Annotated in this window: 16 protein-coding genes and 1 tRNA gene; 15 read left to right on the plus strand and 2 right to left on the minus strand. The window is 74.1% G+C overall.

Annotation, left to right across the window (positions count from 1 at the left end):
* Positions 1–22 precede the first annotated feature (22 nt).
* The 11 genes from ACFFKU_RS06520 (at position 23) to ACFFKU_RS06570 (ending at position 10,066) form a co-directional block, all read left to right on the plus strand.
* Entirely contained in the window at positions 23–577 is a 555-nt protein-coding gene (locus ACFFKU_RS06520) for a hypothetical protein (protein ID WP_380136632.1), read from the plus strand.
* Positions 578–670: 93 nt separating this feature from the next.
* The gene (locus ACFFKU_RS06525) at positions 671–1,693 is read left to right on the plus strand and encodes an NAD(P)-dependent oxidoreductase (protein ID WP_380136634.1); all 1,023 of its coding nucleotides are present in this window, start codon (positions 671–673) and stop codon (positions 1,691–1,693) included.
* Between the two features lie 34 nt (positions 1,694–1,727).
* Entirely contained in the window at positions 1,728–2,372 is a 645-nt protein-coding gene (locus ACFFKU_RS06530; RefSeq protein WP_380136635.1) for an HAD-IA family hydrolase, read from the plus strand.
* A gap of 57 nt (positions 2,373–2,429) precedes the next feature.
* Positions 2,430–3,245, plus strand: coding sequence for a glutamate racemase (murI, locus tag ACFFKU_RS06535; RefSeq protein WP_380136636.1), 816 nt, complete (start codon positions 2,430–2,432; stop codon positions 3,243–3,245).
* 31 nt (positions 3,246–3,276) lie between these two features.
* Positions 3,277–4,050, plus strand: coding sequence for a ribonuclease PH (gene rph / locus ACFFKU_RS06540; RefSeq protein WP_380136638.1), 774 nt, complete (start codon positions 3,277–3,279; stop codon positions 4,048–4,050).
* Positions 4,047–4,652, plus strand: coding sequence for an RdgB/HAM1 family non-canonical purine NTP pyrophosphatase (gene rdgB / locus ACFFKU_RS06545; protein WP_380136639.1), 606 nt, complete (start codon positions 4,047–4,049; stop codon positions 4,650–4,652). Before rph ends, rdgB begins: the two co-directional genes overlap by 4 nt.
* Positions 4,653–4,716: 64 nt before the next feature.
* Positions 4,717–6,315 carry a molybdopterin-dependent oxidoreductase gene (locus ACFFKU_RS06550; RefSeq protein WP_380136640.1) on the plus strand — a complete coding sequence of 533 codons (1,599 nt, stop codon included), beginning with the start codon at positions 4,717–4,719 and terminating at the stop codon, positions 6,313–6,315.
* 203 nt (positions 6,316–6,518) lie between these two features.
* A complete protein-coding gene (locus ACFFKU_RS06555; RefSeq protein WP_380136641.1) occupies positions 6,519–7,190 on the plus strand; it encodes a fasciclin domain-containing protein in 672 nt (223 codons plus the stop codon).
* Positions 7,191–7,255: 65 nt separating this feature from the next.
* On the plus strand, positions 7,256–7,834 hold the full coding sequence (gene sigK, locus ACFFKU_RS06560) for an ECF RNA polymerase sigma factor SigK (RefSeq protein WP_380136642.1): 579 nt from the start codon (positions 7,256–7,258) through the stop codon (positions 7,832–7,834).
* A complete protein-coding gene (locus tag ACFFKU_RS06565) occupies positions 7,831–8,688 on the plus strand; it encodes an anti-sigma factor (RefSeq protein WP_380136644.1) in 858 nt (285 codons plus the stop codon). The genes sigK and ACFFKU_RS06565 overlap by 4 nt, the downstream gene beginning before the upstream one ends.
* Before the next feature lie 247 nt (positions 8,689–8,935).
* Entirely contained in the window at positions 8,936–10,066 is a 1,131-nt protein-coding gene (locus ACFFKU_RS06570; protein WP_380136645.1) for a glycosyltransferase, read from the plus strand.
* Between the two features lie 75 nt (positions 10,067–10,141).
* Here ACFFKU_RS06570 and ACFFKU_RS06575 read toward each other — a convergent pair.
* Both ACFFKU_RS06575 and bcp read right to left on the minus strand, forming a co-directional pair.
* Positions 10,142–10,223: transfer RNA gene (locus ACFFKU_RS06575), tRNA-Leu, on the minus strand.
* A gap of 25 nt (positions 10,224–10,248) precedes the next feature.
* Complete coding sequence (gene bcp / locus ACFFKU_RS06580; protein WP_380136647.1) at positions 10,249–10,734, minus strand: thioredoxin-dependent thiol peroxidase; 486 nt, start codon at positions 10,732–10,734, stop codon at positions 10,249–10,251.
* A gap of 163 nt (positions 10,735–10,897) precedes the next feature.
* Here bcp and ACFFKU_RS06585 point away from each other — a divergent pair, with 163 nt between their 5' ends.
* From ACFFKU_RS06585 to ACFFKU_RS06600, 4 genes are all read left to right on the plus strand, one after another.
* Positions 10,898–11,188 carry a DUF3618 domain-containing protein gene (locus tag ACFFKU_RS06585; protein ID WP_380136649.1) on the plus strand — a complete coding sequence of 97 codons (291 nt, stop codon included), beginning with the start codon at positions 10,898–10,900 and terminating at the stop codon, positions 11,186–11,188.
* Between the two features lie 3 nt (positions 11,189–11,191).
* The gene (locus ACFFKU_RS06590) at positions 11,192–11,512 is read left to right on the plus strand and encodes a GroES family chaperonin (RefSeq protein ID WP_380136650.1); all 321 of its coding nucleotides are present in this window, start codon (positions 11,192–11,194) and stop codon (positions 11,510–11,512) included.
* Between the two features lie 71 nt (positions 11,513–11,583).
* Entirely contained in the window at positions 11,584–12,891 is a 1,308-nt protein-coding gene (locus ACFFKU_RS06595; protein WP_380138023.1) for a cytochrome P450, read from the plus strand.
* Positions 12,888–13,313 (plus strand): RidA family protein, encoded by a 426-nt coding sequence (locus ACFFKU_RS06600; protein WP_380136651.1) that lies wholly within the window; start codon positions 12,888–12,890, stop codon positions 13,311–13,313. The genes ACFFKU_RS06595 and ACFFKU_RS06600 overlap by 4 nt, the downstream gene beginning before the upstream one ends.
* The last annotated feature ends 9 nt before the right edge of the window (positions 13,314–13,322 follow it).

The following is a 13,322-nucleotide window of genomic DNA, read 5'->3' on the forward strand; positions in this document are numbered from 1 at the left end:
CCCGGCTCGCCACACTGGGTGCGTGACGGAGATCGTCGAGCTGGGGTTGGCGCCGGCGTCCGTCGAGACCACCCGTGAGCAAGGCCGCAGAACCGTCCGCACGACCTCGCACTTCCTCGACTGGACGATCGACGGCGAGTCGCTGCGTCGTCGGATCCCGGCCGCCGACAACTGGGTGACCCCGTTCCACCGACCATGGGAGGAGCACGTTCCTGAGACGGTCGACAGCCTGCTCGGTCGCCGGGTCGATCCGGACCGCGAGGTCGGGCCGGGACGGGCCGGCGTCCTGCTCTGCTTCATCTGCGGTGAGGTCGACGTCTCCGCGGCGCTCGACCTGGGCCCCACGACCGTGACCTGGTCCGGCCTGCGCTGGCGCGACGTCCCCGACGACCAGGAACCGTTCGTGGAGGGCGTTCCGGCCACGCTGACCTTCGACCGGTCCCGCTACGAGGCCCTGCTCGCCTCGGCCCCCGCCCGGCTGGCCGCCCTGCCGGAGAGCCGGGACGAGGTCGAACTTCGTCCGCCCTCGGGTGCGACGCGCCGCTTCCGAGCCCGGTGGGGCCGTCGTCGCCGCTGACGCCGCCACCGCCGTCGGGGGCCGGTCGGGGGCGGGGTAGCTTGTCGGGCCCGGCGCGATCTTCCCGACCGGCCGGTCGTCCCGAGGAGCACGATGGAACCCAGCCGCCCGACGGTCATCCTGCGTCCGCAACCCCAGAGCGCCGCCCGCATCTTCACCCCGCAGGCCCGGGCCACGCTGGAGGAGCGCTACGAGGTGGTCGACCTCGAGCACGACGACGACCCGGCCCGCCTCGACGAGGCGCTGCCGCGGGCCTTCGCGGTCATCGGTCAACCCGACCTGGACCGGGACCGGTTGAGCCGGGCCGAGCGGTTGCGGGCCATCTGCAACGTGGAGGGGAACTTCTTCCCCAACGTCGACTACCAGGCGTGCCACGAGTTCGGCGTCCACGTCCTCGGCTGCGGACCGGCCTACGCGCAGGCGGTCGCCGAGCACGCCCTGGGCCTGGCCCTGGACGTCGCGCGCGGCATCAGCCGCGAGGACCGCGCCTTCCGCCGCGGGGAGGAGACCTACGTCGCCGCGGGCAACGCCGACGCCGTCCTGCTGCGCGGTTCCGACATCGGGCTGCTCGGGTTCGGCAACCTGGGCCGCGCCCTGCACCGGCTGCTGCACCCCTTCGACGCGACCATCCGGGTCTACGACCCCTGGCTGCCCGAGAGCTACCTCCGCGAGCACGGCGTCGTCCCGGCCGCGTTGGAGGAGGTGTTGCGGCGCAGCCGGTTCCTCTTCGTCCTCGCGACCGTCACCGCCGACAGCGAGCACCTGCTCGGTGGCCCCCAGCTCGACCTCCTGGCCCCCGGCACCCGGCTCGTGCTGGTCAGCCGCGCGGCCGTCGTCGACTACGACGACCTGCTCCCGCGCGTGGCCCGCGGGGAGATCCTCGCCGCCGTCGACGTCTGGCCCGAGGAACCCGTCCCGGCCGGCCACCCGGCCCGCGGCATCGACGGGCTGGTGTTCTCCGGCCACCGCGCGGGCGGCATCCCGGCCGCCTTCGAGCAGATCGGGCAGATGGTGCTCGACGACCTCGACCTGATCGCGCGGGGCCTGCCGCCGGTGCGCATGCAGGTCGCCGCCCGGGAACTGGTGGGGCGCTACCGCAACCGCCCCGTCACCTGAGCCACCACCGCAGCCAGAGCCCCGGGAGGGACCGATGAAACTGCCGCACCGCGCGATCCTGTTCGACTCCGACGGGGTCCTCGTGGACTCCGACGCCAGCGTGCACTCGGCCTGGAGCCGGTGGGCGATCTTCTACGGGCTGGACCCCGACGAGGTGGCCGACATGGTCCACGGTCGACGGTCCGCCGACACCGTCGCGCTGCTCGTCCCGGCCGAGCAGCAGCAGGAGGCGCTCAGCACCGTCGACCGCTACGAGGTCGAGGACGCGCTGCAGGTCACCGCGATGCCCGGCAGCCGTGAGCTCGTCACCGGACTCCCCGCGGGCAGCTGGGCCGTCGTGACGTCCGCGGTCACCGCCCTGGCCCTCGCGCGGCTGCGGGCCGCCGGGCTGCCGCGACCGGAGGTGCTGGTCACCGCCGACGACGTCACCGCGGGCAAACCCTCGCCCGAGGGGTACCGCGCGGCCGCCGCCCGGCTGGGGGTCGACCCCGCCGACTGCATCGTCTGCGAGGACAGCCCCGCCGGGATCCGGGCCGGGCTGGACGCCGGTGCGACCGTCGTCGGCATCGGCGAGCGGGCCCGGGGGAACGGGGCCGCCGTGGTCGTGCAGGACCTGCGGGGCCTCCGCCTCGTGGGCGGCGACCTCGTCGTGCAGGAGGAGTACCGGCTGCCCGGGTGACGGGGGCTCGCGTCGCGACGGGGGGAGCGGCCCCCTCCGACCGTAGGATCGGTCCCCGTGGACGACGCACCGATCGGCATCTTCGACTCCGGCGTGGGCGGGCTCACCGTCGCGCGCGCGGTCCTCGACCAGCTCCCGCACGAGCAGATCCACTACATCGGCGACACCGCCCACAGCCCCTACGGCCCCAAGCCGATCGCGGAGGTCCGCCGGTTCGCCCTCGACGTCCTCGACAACCTCGTCGAGTCGGGCGTGAAGATGCTGGTCATCGCCTGCAACTCGGCCTCGGCGGCCATGCTGCGCGACGCCCGCGAGCGCTACGACGTCCCGGTCGTCGAGGTCATCCACCCCGCGGTCCGCCGCGCGGTCCGGGCCACCCGCAACAACCGGATCGGGGTCATCGGGACCCGCGCGACCATCTCCTCGCGCGCCTACGACGACGCCTTCATCGCCCGCCCCGACCTGTCGCTGACCTCGGCCGCCTGCCCGCGGTTCGTCGAGTTCGTCGAGCGCGGGATCACCAGCGGGCCGGAGCTGCTCACCGCGGCACGGGAGTACCTGACCCCGATCATCGACGCCGACGTCGACACCCTGGTCCTGGGCTGCACGCACTACCCCCACCTCATGGCCGTGCTGCGCAGTGTCGTCGGCGACGACGTGACCCTCGTCTCCAGCGCCGAGGAGACCGCGTTCGACGTCTACCGCGAGCTCGCGGCCCGCGACCTGCTCCGCGGGGACGGCGGCCCGCCGCCGCGGCACCGCTTCACCGCGACCGGGGACACGACCTCCTTCCGGACCCTGGCCCAGCGGTTCCTCGGCCCGCAGGTGATCTCGGTGGAGGAGACCGGCCCCCTCTACCTGGGCGCGCTCTGACGGCTGTCGATCGCAGTGGCAGGCTGGTCCCGTGAGCACCCCGCAGAACGGCCCGACCACTCCCGACGGCCCCCGCGCCGACGGCCGCCGCCCCGACGAGCTCCGTCCCGTCCGCATCACCCGGAACTGGCTCGACCACGCCGAGGGCAGCGTCCTCGTCGAGTTCGGTCGCACCCGGGTCCTGTGCACCGCCAGTTTCACCGAGGGGGTCCCGCGCTGGCGCAAGGGATCCGGTGAGGGCTGGGTGACCGCCGAGTACGCCATGCTGCCGCGGGCCACCAACACCCGCAGCGACCGGGAGTCGGTCAAGGGCAGGATCGGGGGACGCACCCACGAGATCTCCCGCCTCATCGGCCGCAGCCTGCGAGCCGTGGTCGACACCAAGCAGCTCGGCGAGAACACGATCGTCCTCGACTGCGACGTCCTGCAGGCCGACGGCGGCACCCGGACCGCGGCCATCACCGGCGCCTACGTCGCACTGGCCGACGCCATCTCCTGGGCCCGGTCGAAGAACATCGTGCGCGCCTCCCGGCAGCCGCTCACCGGGTCCGTCTCGGCGATCAGCGTCGGCGTCGTGAACGGACGCCCCGTCCTGGACCTGCCCTACGTCGAGGACGTCGCCGCCGAGACCGACATGAACGTCGTCGTCACCGGCGACGGTCGCTTCGTCGAGGTGCAGGGGACCGCCGAGGGCGTCCCCTTCGACCGCTCCGAACTCGACGCGCTGCTCGACCTGGCCGTCGCCGGGTGCGCCGAACTCCGCGTCCTGCAGGAGGACGCCCTGAAGGAAGAGGGGTCGCGATGACCCGTCGCGTGGTCCTGGCCACCCGCAACGCGCACAAGGTCGGGGAGCTGCGCGCTGTTCTCGAACCCCTGCTCGACGGGGTCGAGGTGCTCGGCGTCGACGCGTTCGACGACGTCCCCGAGGTCGCCGAGACCGGGGTCACCTTCGCTGAGAACGCGCTGCTCAAGGCCCGGGCCGTGGCGAACGCCACCGGGGTGATGGCCGTGGCCGACGACTCCGGCATCGCCGTCGACGTCCTCGGGGGAGCGCCCGGGATCTTCTCGGCCCGCTGGGCCGGTCGGCACGGCGACGACGCGGCCAACCTCGACCTGCTGCTGGCCCAGCTCGCCGACGTGGGCGACAACCACCGCGGCGGGGCGTTCGTCTGCGCCGCGGCGCTCGCCGTCCCCGGGGGCGGAGAGTTCGTCGAGCTGGGGGAGCTGCGCGGCACGCTGCGCCGGGAGCGCGCCGGTGACGGCGGGTTCGGCTACGACCCGATCTTCGAGCCGTCGGGCGCGCACCGGACGCTGGCCGAGCACACCGCCGAGGAGAAGAACGCGATCAGCCACCGGGGGGCGGCCTTCCGGGCGCTGGCCCCGCGCCTGGCCGCCGAGCTGGCCTGACCCGCCTCGCCACCCGTCCGCCGGCGGACCCCATCCGGCGGGCCGTCCGTTCCGAAGGAGAGGTGTGAGCGCAGCAGCACGCACCAGCGAACCGGTCCCCGGCCGGGCGTACGCCTCCGGCGGGCGCGCCTCGTGGGGCTTCTCCGCCCTGGCCGGGCTGGCCTCGGCCGGCCTGACGCTGGGGGTCGGTGAACTCGTCGCCGGGGTCGTCGCCCCGGCCGCGGCGCCGCTGCTGGTGGTCGGGGGTGCGGTCGTCGACCGCGTCCCGGCGCCGGTCAAGGAGTTCGCGATCTCGACGTTCGGCTCGAACGACAAGCTCGTCCTGCTCCTGACCATCGGGGTGCTCGTGGCTGCGCTGGCCGTGGCCGCGGGCCTGCTGGCCCGTCGACGTCTCGCCCTCGGGGTGGCGCTGGTGGGCCTGCTGGGGGTGGTCGGTGTCCTGGCCGCCGCGACGCGCCCGGATGCGACCGCCCTGTTCCCGTTGCCCTCGTTGCTGGGGGCGGGGGCCGGGGTGTTCGCCCTGACCGTGCTCACGCGACGGGCCACCCGCACCGGGCCGGAGGAGGGGCCGGCCCGGCGCGGGACGCTCGCCCGTCTCTCCCGTCGCCGCCTGCTGGGCGGGGTGGCCGTCGTCGGGGCGGTGACCGGGGCGGGGGGACGCCTCCTGGCCCGGGTCCGGGACGCCGAGGCGTCGCGCGCCGCCGTCGTCCTCCCCGCCCCCGCCGAGCCGGCCCCGGCCCTGCCGGCCGGGATCGACCCGCGGATCGGGGCCGACGGGCTCACCCCGTACGCGACGCGGAACGCCGACTTCTACCGCGTGGACACCGCCCTGTCCGTGCCGGACGTCCGGGCCGAGGACTGGTCCCTGCGCGTGCACGGGATGGTCGAGGAGGAGCTCGAACTCTCCTTCGCCGACCTGCTCGCGCTCCCGCTGCGGGAGCGCTGGATCACGCTGACCTGCGTCAGCAACGAGGTCGGCGGTTCCTACGTCGGCAACGCGCGCTGGCTGGGGTACCCGCTGGACGCGCTGCTGGAGCGGGTCCGCCCGACCGGGGGCGCGGACATGCTCTACGCGACCAGCGTCGACGGTTTCACCCTCTCCGCCCCGTTGCGCGAGGCCACCGACGGCCGCGACGCGATGCTGGCCGTGGGGATGAACGGGTCCCCGCTCCCGCGCGAGCACGGTTTCCCCGTCCGCATGGTCATCCCCGGGTTGTACGGCTACGTGTCGGCCTGCAAGTGGGTCGTCGACATCGAGGTCACCACGTTCGCGGCGAAGACGGCGTACTGGACCGATCGGGGGTGGGCCCAGCAGGCCCCGATCAAGACCGCCTCCCGCATCGACGTGCCGGCCAGTTTCGCCCAGGTGCGCCGCGGTCGGGTCCCGATCGCCGGGGTCGCCTGGGCCCAGCACCGGGGCGTGTCGAAGGTCGAGGTGCGGATCGACTCCGGTTCCTGGGGGGCGGCCACGATCGTCCCGTCGGCCTCGGAAGACACCTGGTGCCAATGGGTCTACGACTGGGACGCGCAGGAGGAGGGGTCGCACGTCGTCGAGGTGCGGGCTACCGACGGCGAGGGCGTCCCGCAGACCGACGAGGTCGTCGCCCCCATCCCGAACGGTTCCTCCGGGTACGACTCGACCACGGTGACCGTCGTCGCCTGACCGTCCCACCCCCACCCGTCCACCCGGCACACCCCTGTGATCGAGGAATCTTCGCGGACCGCCGTCCCGGGAACTCCTCGATCACGGGGGTTTCTCCGTGAGGGCGGAGAGCACGAAAAAAACTTGGGGACGGACCCATCCACCCGGGGCGGGGTTCCGAATCACCGGTGCAGGAAGTTCACCCACCGATCGAGGAGAAACCCGTGAAGCGCACCGGAACCCTGTTGGCCCTCGTCGCGACCGCCACCCTCGGGCTGGCCGCCTGCAGCGGCGGGGACACCACCACCACCGGCTCGGACGCCCCGAGCATGAGCAGCACGTCGCCGTCGATGACGTCGAGCTCGCCCTCGGAGTCGGCGACCACCGGCACCGACGCCATGGCCATGCCGGTCGGCCCGGGCTGCGCCGACTACGCGGCGGCCAACGCCTCCGGCCCCGCCTCGGTGTCGGGCATGGCGATGGACCCCGTGGCCACCGCGGCGTCCAACAACCCGCTGCTGAAGACCCTGACCGCGGCCGTGTCCGGCCAGCTGAACCCGAACGTGAACCTGGTCAACGACCTCAACGGCGGTGAGTACACGGTCTTCGCGCCGGTCGACGACGCCTTCGGCAAGATCGACCCGGCCACCATCGAGACGCTGAAGACCGACACCGCCCTGCTGTCCAAGATCCTGACCTACCACGTGGTCCAGGGACAGCTGAGCCCCGAGGAGGTCGTGGGCACCCACAAGACCCTCGAGGGCCAGGACCTGACGGTCGCGGGCACCCCGGACATGCTGACGGTGGACGGTTCGACCAACGTCATCTGCGGGGGCGTCAAGACCGCCAACGCGACGGTCTACCTGGTCGACTCCGTCCTGATGCCCCCGGCCTGATCCGGGGAGGTACCCGCCACGCGGGTGCCACCGACGTTGCACGACGGGGGGGAGGTGCCACAGTGATGCTCGTGAGCACCTCCCCTCCGAGCGCGACCGGCCGGAAGGCGGCGGACGACCTCCTGCTGGCCGCGGCCGCGGGGGACGCCGACGCCTTCGCCGGGTTCTACGACGCCACCGTCGGCTCCGTGCACGGGGTCGTGCTGCGGGTGCTGCGCGATCCGGCTCAGACGGAGGAGGTCGTGCAGGAGGTCTACCTGGAGGTGTGGCGGACGGCGGGTCGTTTCGACCCGCTTCGGGGGGCCGCCAGTTCCTTCGTGGTCACGATGGCCCACCGGCGGGCGGTGGACCGGGTCCGCTCGGCCCGGGCCGACCGTGAGCGCGACGACCGGGTCGCGCTGCAGGAGGTGTCCCCGTTCGACTCGGTGACGGAGGAGGTCGTCGCGCGCGCCGAACGGGACGAGGTCCGGGAAGCTTTGGACACTCTCACGCCGTTGCAGAGACAGGCGGTGGAGCTGGCCTACTTCGGGGGCCGCACGCACCGTGAGATCTCGGCGGAGTTGGATGTCCCGCTGGGGACGGTGAAGGCACGGCTGCGCGACGGCCTGCTGCGACTCAAGACGGTGATGGGGGTGAGATCGTGAAGGACCGGACGGATGGACGCACGCCCGACGACGGGCCCGACGACGCCGACCTCGCCGCATGGGCGCTCGACGCGCTCGACCCCACCGAGAGGGCCGCCGTCGAGCGGCGACTCGATGTCTCACCGGCTGCGGCGCAGCGGGCCGACGAGTTCCAGGACACCGCCGCCCGGTTGGCCGACGCGGTCGCCGTGGCGCCGCCGGAGCACCTGCGGGCCTCGATCCTCGCGGCCGTCGCCGCGACGCCTCAGGAACCGGCTGCGGATGCCTCCAGCGTCCAGGAGAGCACGCCCGGTGGCACCGTGCCCGCCGAGATCACGGACCTGGCCCTGGCGCGCTCGCGCCGGTCGCACCGGAGCGCGCCGCGTCGCGCCGACCGCGGCCGTCGCGGGTGGCAGCTCGCTGCGGCGGCCTGCCTGGTGGCCGCGGTGGCCGGGGGCGTGTCCGCCGTCGACGCGCGCCGCGACGCGGACTCGGCCCGCGCCGAGGTCGTCCGGTTGACCGCGCTGGCGGACCAGGGCCAGGTGGCGGAGCAGCAGGTCCACCAGGTCCTCGCCTCCTCCGACAGCCGCACCGTCCGGGCCGAGGCCGCCGACGGCGGTCTGGCGACGATGGTCATGGGAGACGGGCACGCGCTCGTCGTGACGAGCCGGTTCCCCGAGCTGCACGACCGGACCTACCAGCTGTGGCTGGTGGACGGTGACCGGGTGACCTCCGCCGGACTGCTCGGGAGCACCTCGGCGGCCACCATGTGGGTCGAGAACACGGGGACGGCACAGGCCGTCGCGATCTCGGTCGAGCCCGTGGGGGGTTCCCGGGTGCCGACGACGGCGCCGGTCCTGCTGACCAACGTCTGACCCTCCGTCCCGCGGTCTCCCGGCCGTCGAAGGATTCACGCAGGGGACTCGGACAAGCACTCTCCGTCGACCTGGTGTCGAGCGGAGGACTTACTCGGTGTGGTTGCGGCGTAACGGGATCCGACCAGTTCTGGCGATGTTCACCCGGCTGCCACGTTCGGCGAATTTTCAGGTTCCTCTGCTCGCACGCCCTGGCTAGCGTCCTGTCCCCGGCACCCCCAGGTGCCGGTTCGCCAGGGGGGACATCGTGCTCGGGATCACCGCACCGCCGTCGTCGTCGGCCCGGACCGTGCTGCTCGCCGCCGCGGCGTTCGCGGGCCACGTCGGCTACCCCGCGTGGCTGCTCGCCCATCGCTCCCACCGGCACGCCGTCACCCCGGTCGACGAGATGATCGGCTGGACCTGGGAGGACGTCGACCTGCTGGTGCCCGCGCACGGGGAGGCGGGGGTGATCCTGCGGACGCTCGGCCAGCTGGAACGCCGTTGCGCCGTGCCGCGCTCCGCCATCACGGTCGTCGTCGACGACGACGAGGCCACACGGGTGCGGTGCCGGGAGGCCGGGTACCGGGTCGACTACGCGCCCGTCCGCGCCGGCAAGGCCGCCGCCGTGAACCGCGGGGTGGCCGCGTCACGGGCCCCGCTGATCGTCGTCGTGGACGCCAACGCGGTCCTCGACGGGCCGGGGTTGCGGGCGCTGCTGAACTCCTGCGTCGCACGCTACGACCTGGTCTCGGGTCTGCGGGCCGAGTGCGGCGCCGCCGACGAGGGGTTGTACTGGCGCTACGAGAACTGGATCAAGACCTCCGAGGCGGGACTGGGGGGCAGCCTGGCCCTGGTGGGGGAGGCGATCGCGTTCCGCCGCAACCTCTTCCGTCCCATCCCGGCCGGGACCGCCAACGACGACCTGTGGCTGGCGTTCGACTTCGCCGCCCGTGGGCACAGCGTCGGGGTGGAACCCGCCTGCCTGGTGGTGGAGGAGTCCGCGCCCCGGCCCGACCAGGTGGAACGTCGCGTCCGCATCATGGCGGGGCAGCTGCGGTTGTTCGCCCGCTACCGCGCCCAGTTCTTCACCGGCCGACGGGAGTTCCGGCAGTTCGCCGCCCACAAGGTGTGGCGCTCGACCGTGGGTCCGGCGGCGCAGGTCGCGCTGCTGGCCGGGGCCCTGGCCCACCCGCGGCGTCGGTCCTCGCAGCTGGTGCTCGCCGGTCACGCGGTCGCGTTCGCGGCCTACGCCGTCGGCGACCGCCTGCACGGGAGGGCCACCGCTCCGCTGCGGCTGGCCGGGCAGGCGGTGGGGATGCCCCTGGTCGTGTTCTGCCGGGCGCTGCCCCGTGCGATCCGCGGGCAGTCCGCGACCTGGGTCAAGCGCTCCCGCTGACCCGGAGACTCCCGCCGCCGCACGACGAGGGCCGGTCCACCCAGGGCGGTCCACCCGGGTCGGGGCGGTCCTCGGTGCGGGAGACGGGACTCGAACCCGCACGCCGTGAGGCACAGGAACCTAAATCCTGCGTGGCTGCCAGTTACACCACTCCCGCCGACCTGTCCGAGCTTAGACGTGCGTCAGGCGTCGAGGCCCAGGTCCCGACGCAGCTTGGCGACGTGCCCGGTGGCCTTGACGTTGTACTGCGCCACCTCGACGTTCCCGTCGGGGTCGACGACCACCGTCGAGCGGATGACGCCGACCGACGTCTTGCCGTAGAGCTTCTTCTCGCCCCACGCGCCGTAGGCCTCGTGCACGGCGTGGTCGGGGTCGGACAGCAGCGGGTAGGGGATCGCGTCGCGCTCGGCGAACGTCACGAGCCTGTCGACCGGGTCGGGCGAGACGCCGAGGACGCGATACCCGGCCGCGGACAGCGAGGCGATGTTGTCGCGGAAGTCGCAGGCCTGCGTCGTGCAGCCCGGCGTCATCGCCGCCGGGTAGAAGTACACGACGACGTGCTCGCCGCGCAGCTGGGAGAGCGTCACCGTGCTGCCGTCGTGGGCGGCGAGGGAGAAGTCGGGGGCGGGCTCGCCGGGGGACAGGCGGGGGCTGGACGGCTCGGACATGGCGGCACCGTAGCCCGTGGCTCCGACGCCTCCCGCGGCGCTCCCCGCGAGCACCGCCCCGGGAGGTGCGCTTCGGCGGGTACGAGGGTGCGGCCCCGGTCGGCTCCGGTAGCGTCGGCCTGCGCAGACCCGCCGAGCAGGCCGATGAGAGCAGGAGCAGCCCGTGACGAGTACCGAGGGCCGGAAGCCGATCACCATCACCGACCCGCGGGCCCTGGAGGCCGAGGTCGAGCGGCTGCGGAACCGGCTGGCCGGCACCGTGGACGAGCTCAGCGGCCGGGTCACCCCCGCCGCCATCAAGCAGCGCAGCATCGCCCGGGTCCGGGCCGCGGTGAACGACTTCGCGACCGACGAGTACGGCGGGCTGCGGGTCGAGCGCGTCGCCGCCGTGGGGCTGGCGGTGACCGGGGTCGTCGCGATCGTCGTCATCCGCGCCGTCCGCAAGCGCAGGTAGTCGATGCCGGAGTCCCGCCTCCCGGTGCGGATGCTGCACGACCGGGTCCTCGTCAGCGCCGACGAGGCCTCGGAACGGCGGTCCTCGGCGGGCATCGTGATCCCGGCCACGGCCGCCGTCGGGCGACGGCTGGTCTGGGCGACCGTCATGGCCCTGGGTCAGCACGTCCGGCAGGTCCAGCTCGACGACCGCGTCCTCTTCGACCCCGAGGACAAGGCCGAGGTCGAGCTGCAGGGCAAGGCCTACACCCTGCTGCGCGAGCGTGACCTGCACGCCGTCGCCGCCCCCCGGGTGGAGGACGGGCACACGGGGTTGTACCTCTGAGCGCTCCGTCGGGGCCCGTCCCGGGCCCCTTCCGCAACGCCCGGTACACCCCGCTGGCCGCCGACGGTCCGCTGCCGTGGGACATGGTCCGCGCCGTCCCGGCGATCCGGCGCAGCCCGGTGGACTTCCTCACCCGCACCGCGGCCCGCTACGGCGGGGCGGTCGCCTTCCCGTTGCCCCGCACCCCCGTCCTGCTGCTGACCGATCCCGCCGCGGTCCGCCGGGTGCTGGTCGAGAACGCCCGGAACTACGGACGGGCCACGTTGCAGTACAAGGCGTTGGCCACCGTCACCGGCCAGGGCCTGCTGACCAGCGACGGGGCACCCTGGCGGACCCACCGGCGGATCGTGCAGCCCGCCTTCCACCACTCCGCCCTCGACGGGATCGCCGAGCAGGCGGTCGCCGCGGCGCGACGGTTGCGGCGCACGACCGACCCGGGACCGAGGGGCACCGAGGTCGAGGTCGCCGAGGCCACCGCCCGCGCGACCCTGGAGGTCATCGGTCGGACCCTGGCCGAGGCCGACCTGCGCGGGGTCGCCGAGCAGCTCGTCGACGCGGTCGGTCGTGCGCTGGAACTGGTGGTCGCCCGCGCGCAGTCGCCCGTCCCGGGGACCTGGCCGACCCCGTCCCGGCGGCGGTTGCGCGCCGCCGTCGCCGAGATCGACGCCGTGTGCGCCCGGATCGTCGCGGTCCGGCGGGCCGCGACGGTGGCCGAGGACGCCACCGACCTGGTCGGGCTCATGCTCCGCGCGGGTTCCGGCGACGAGGAGATCCGCGACGAGCTGGTGACGTTCGTCGTCGCCGGGCACGAGACGGTGGCGAGCTGCCTCACCTGGACGCTGGACCTGCTGGCCCGTCATCCCGCCGAGCAGGCCGCGCTGCACGCCGAACTGGCCGACGTGCTGGGCGCCCCCGGGGAGTCGCGGGAACCCACCTGGGACGATCTCGCCCGACTGCCCCGGACCCGGGCCGTGCTCGACGAGGCGCTGCGGCTCTACCCGCCCGCCTGGGTGATCACCCGGACCTCGCTCGCCCCCGACACCGTGGCGGGGGTCGACGTCCCGGCCGGCACGCTGGTGATCGTCTGCACCTGGGCCCTGCACCGCGACCCCGAGCTCTGGCCCGAGCCCGAGACGTTCCGCCCCGAGCGGTTCCTCGGGGCGCCCCGGCGCGAGGTCGGGTACGTGCCCTTCGGGGCCGGTCCGCGGCTCTGCATCGGGCGTGACCTGGCCCTGGTCGAGGCCGTCCTCGTCCTGGCCGCGCTGCTGCGCGACCGTCGCGTCCGCCCCGGGACCGGCCCCCGACCCCGGGTGGAGTCGCTGGTGACCCTGCGGCCCGCGGGCGGCCTGCGACTGCGGTTCGAGACACTGCCCGGGTGAGCCACCCCGCCAAGCAGACGTTCGTCTTCACCCCCGCCGACGGCGTGCCGCCGCAGGTGGGGCCGTTCGCGCACGCCGTCCGCTTCGGCGACCAGGTGTTCGTCACCGGGCAGATGCCGACCGATCCGGCCACGGGGCGCCTCGTCGAGGGTGGGCTGGTGGCCCAGGCCGAGCAGGTGCGGGCCAACCTGGCGGCCGTGCTCGCGCAGTTCGGGCTGACCTTCGACGACGCCCTGCACGTGCGGGTCTACCTCACCGACTTCGCCGACTTCGACGCGTTCAACGAGGCCTACCGCGGTTGGTTCCGCGGGCCGCTGCCCGCCCGCACCTGCGTCGGGGTGAGCGGGCTGGCGGTCGGGGCCGTCGTGGAGGTCGACCTCGTCGCCGGAGTCGGGGCCGCCGGTCCGGCGGGTGATCGATAGCATCCCCGG

It is taken from the genome of Kineococcus gynurae (assembly GCF_042433995.1).
Taxonomy (GTDB): Bacteria; Actinomycetota; Actinomycetes; order Actinomycetales; family Kineococcaceae; genus Kineococcus; species Kineococcus gynurae.

Excerpts from the sequence above, each read along its gene's own strand:
- ACFFKU_RS06525 (WP_380136634.1), top strand. The coding sequence starts at position 671 with ATGGAACCCAGCCGCCCGACGGTCATCCTGCGTCCGCAACCCCAGAGC.
- ACFFKU_RS06530 (WP_380136635.1), top strand. The coding sequence starts at position 1,728 with ATGAAACTGCCGCACCGCGCGATCCTGTTCGACTCCGACGGGGTCCTC.
- rdgB (WP_380136639.1), top strand. The coding sequence starts at position 4,047 with ATGACCCGTCGCGTGGTCCTGGCCACCCGCAACGCGCACAAGGTCGGG.
- sigK (WP_380136642.1), top strand. The coding sequence starts at position 7,256 with ATGCTCGTGAGCACCTCCCCTCCGAGCGCGACCGGCCGGAAGGCGGCG.
- bcp (WP_380136647.1), bottom strand. The coding sequence starts at position 10,734 with ATGTCCGAGCCGTCCAGCCCCCGCCTGTCCCCCGGCGAGCCCGCCCCC.
- ACFFKU_RS06590 (WP_380136650.1), top strand. The coding sequence starts at position 11,192 with ATGCCGGAGTCCCGCCTCCCGGTGCGGATGCTGCACGACCGGGTCCTC.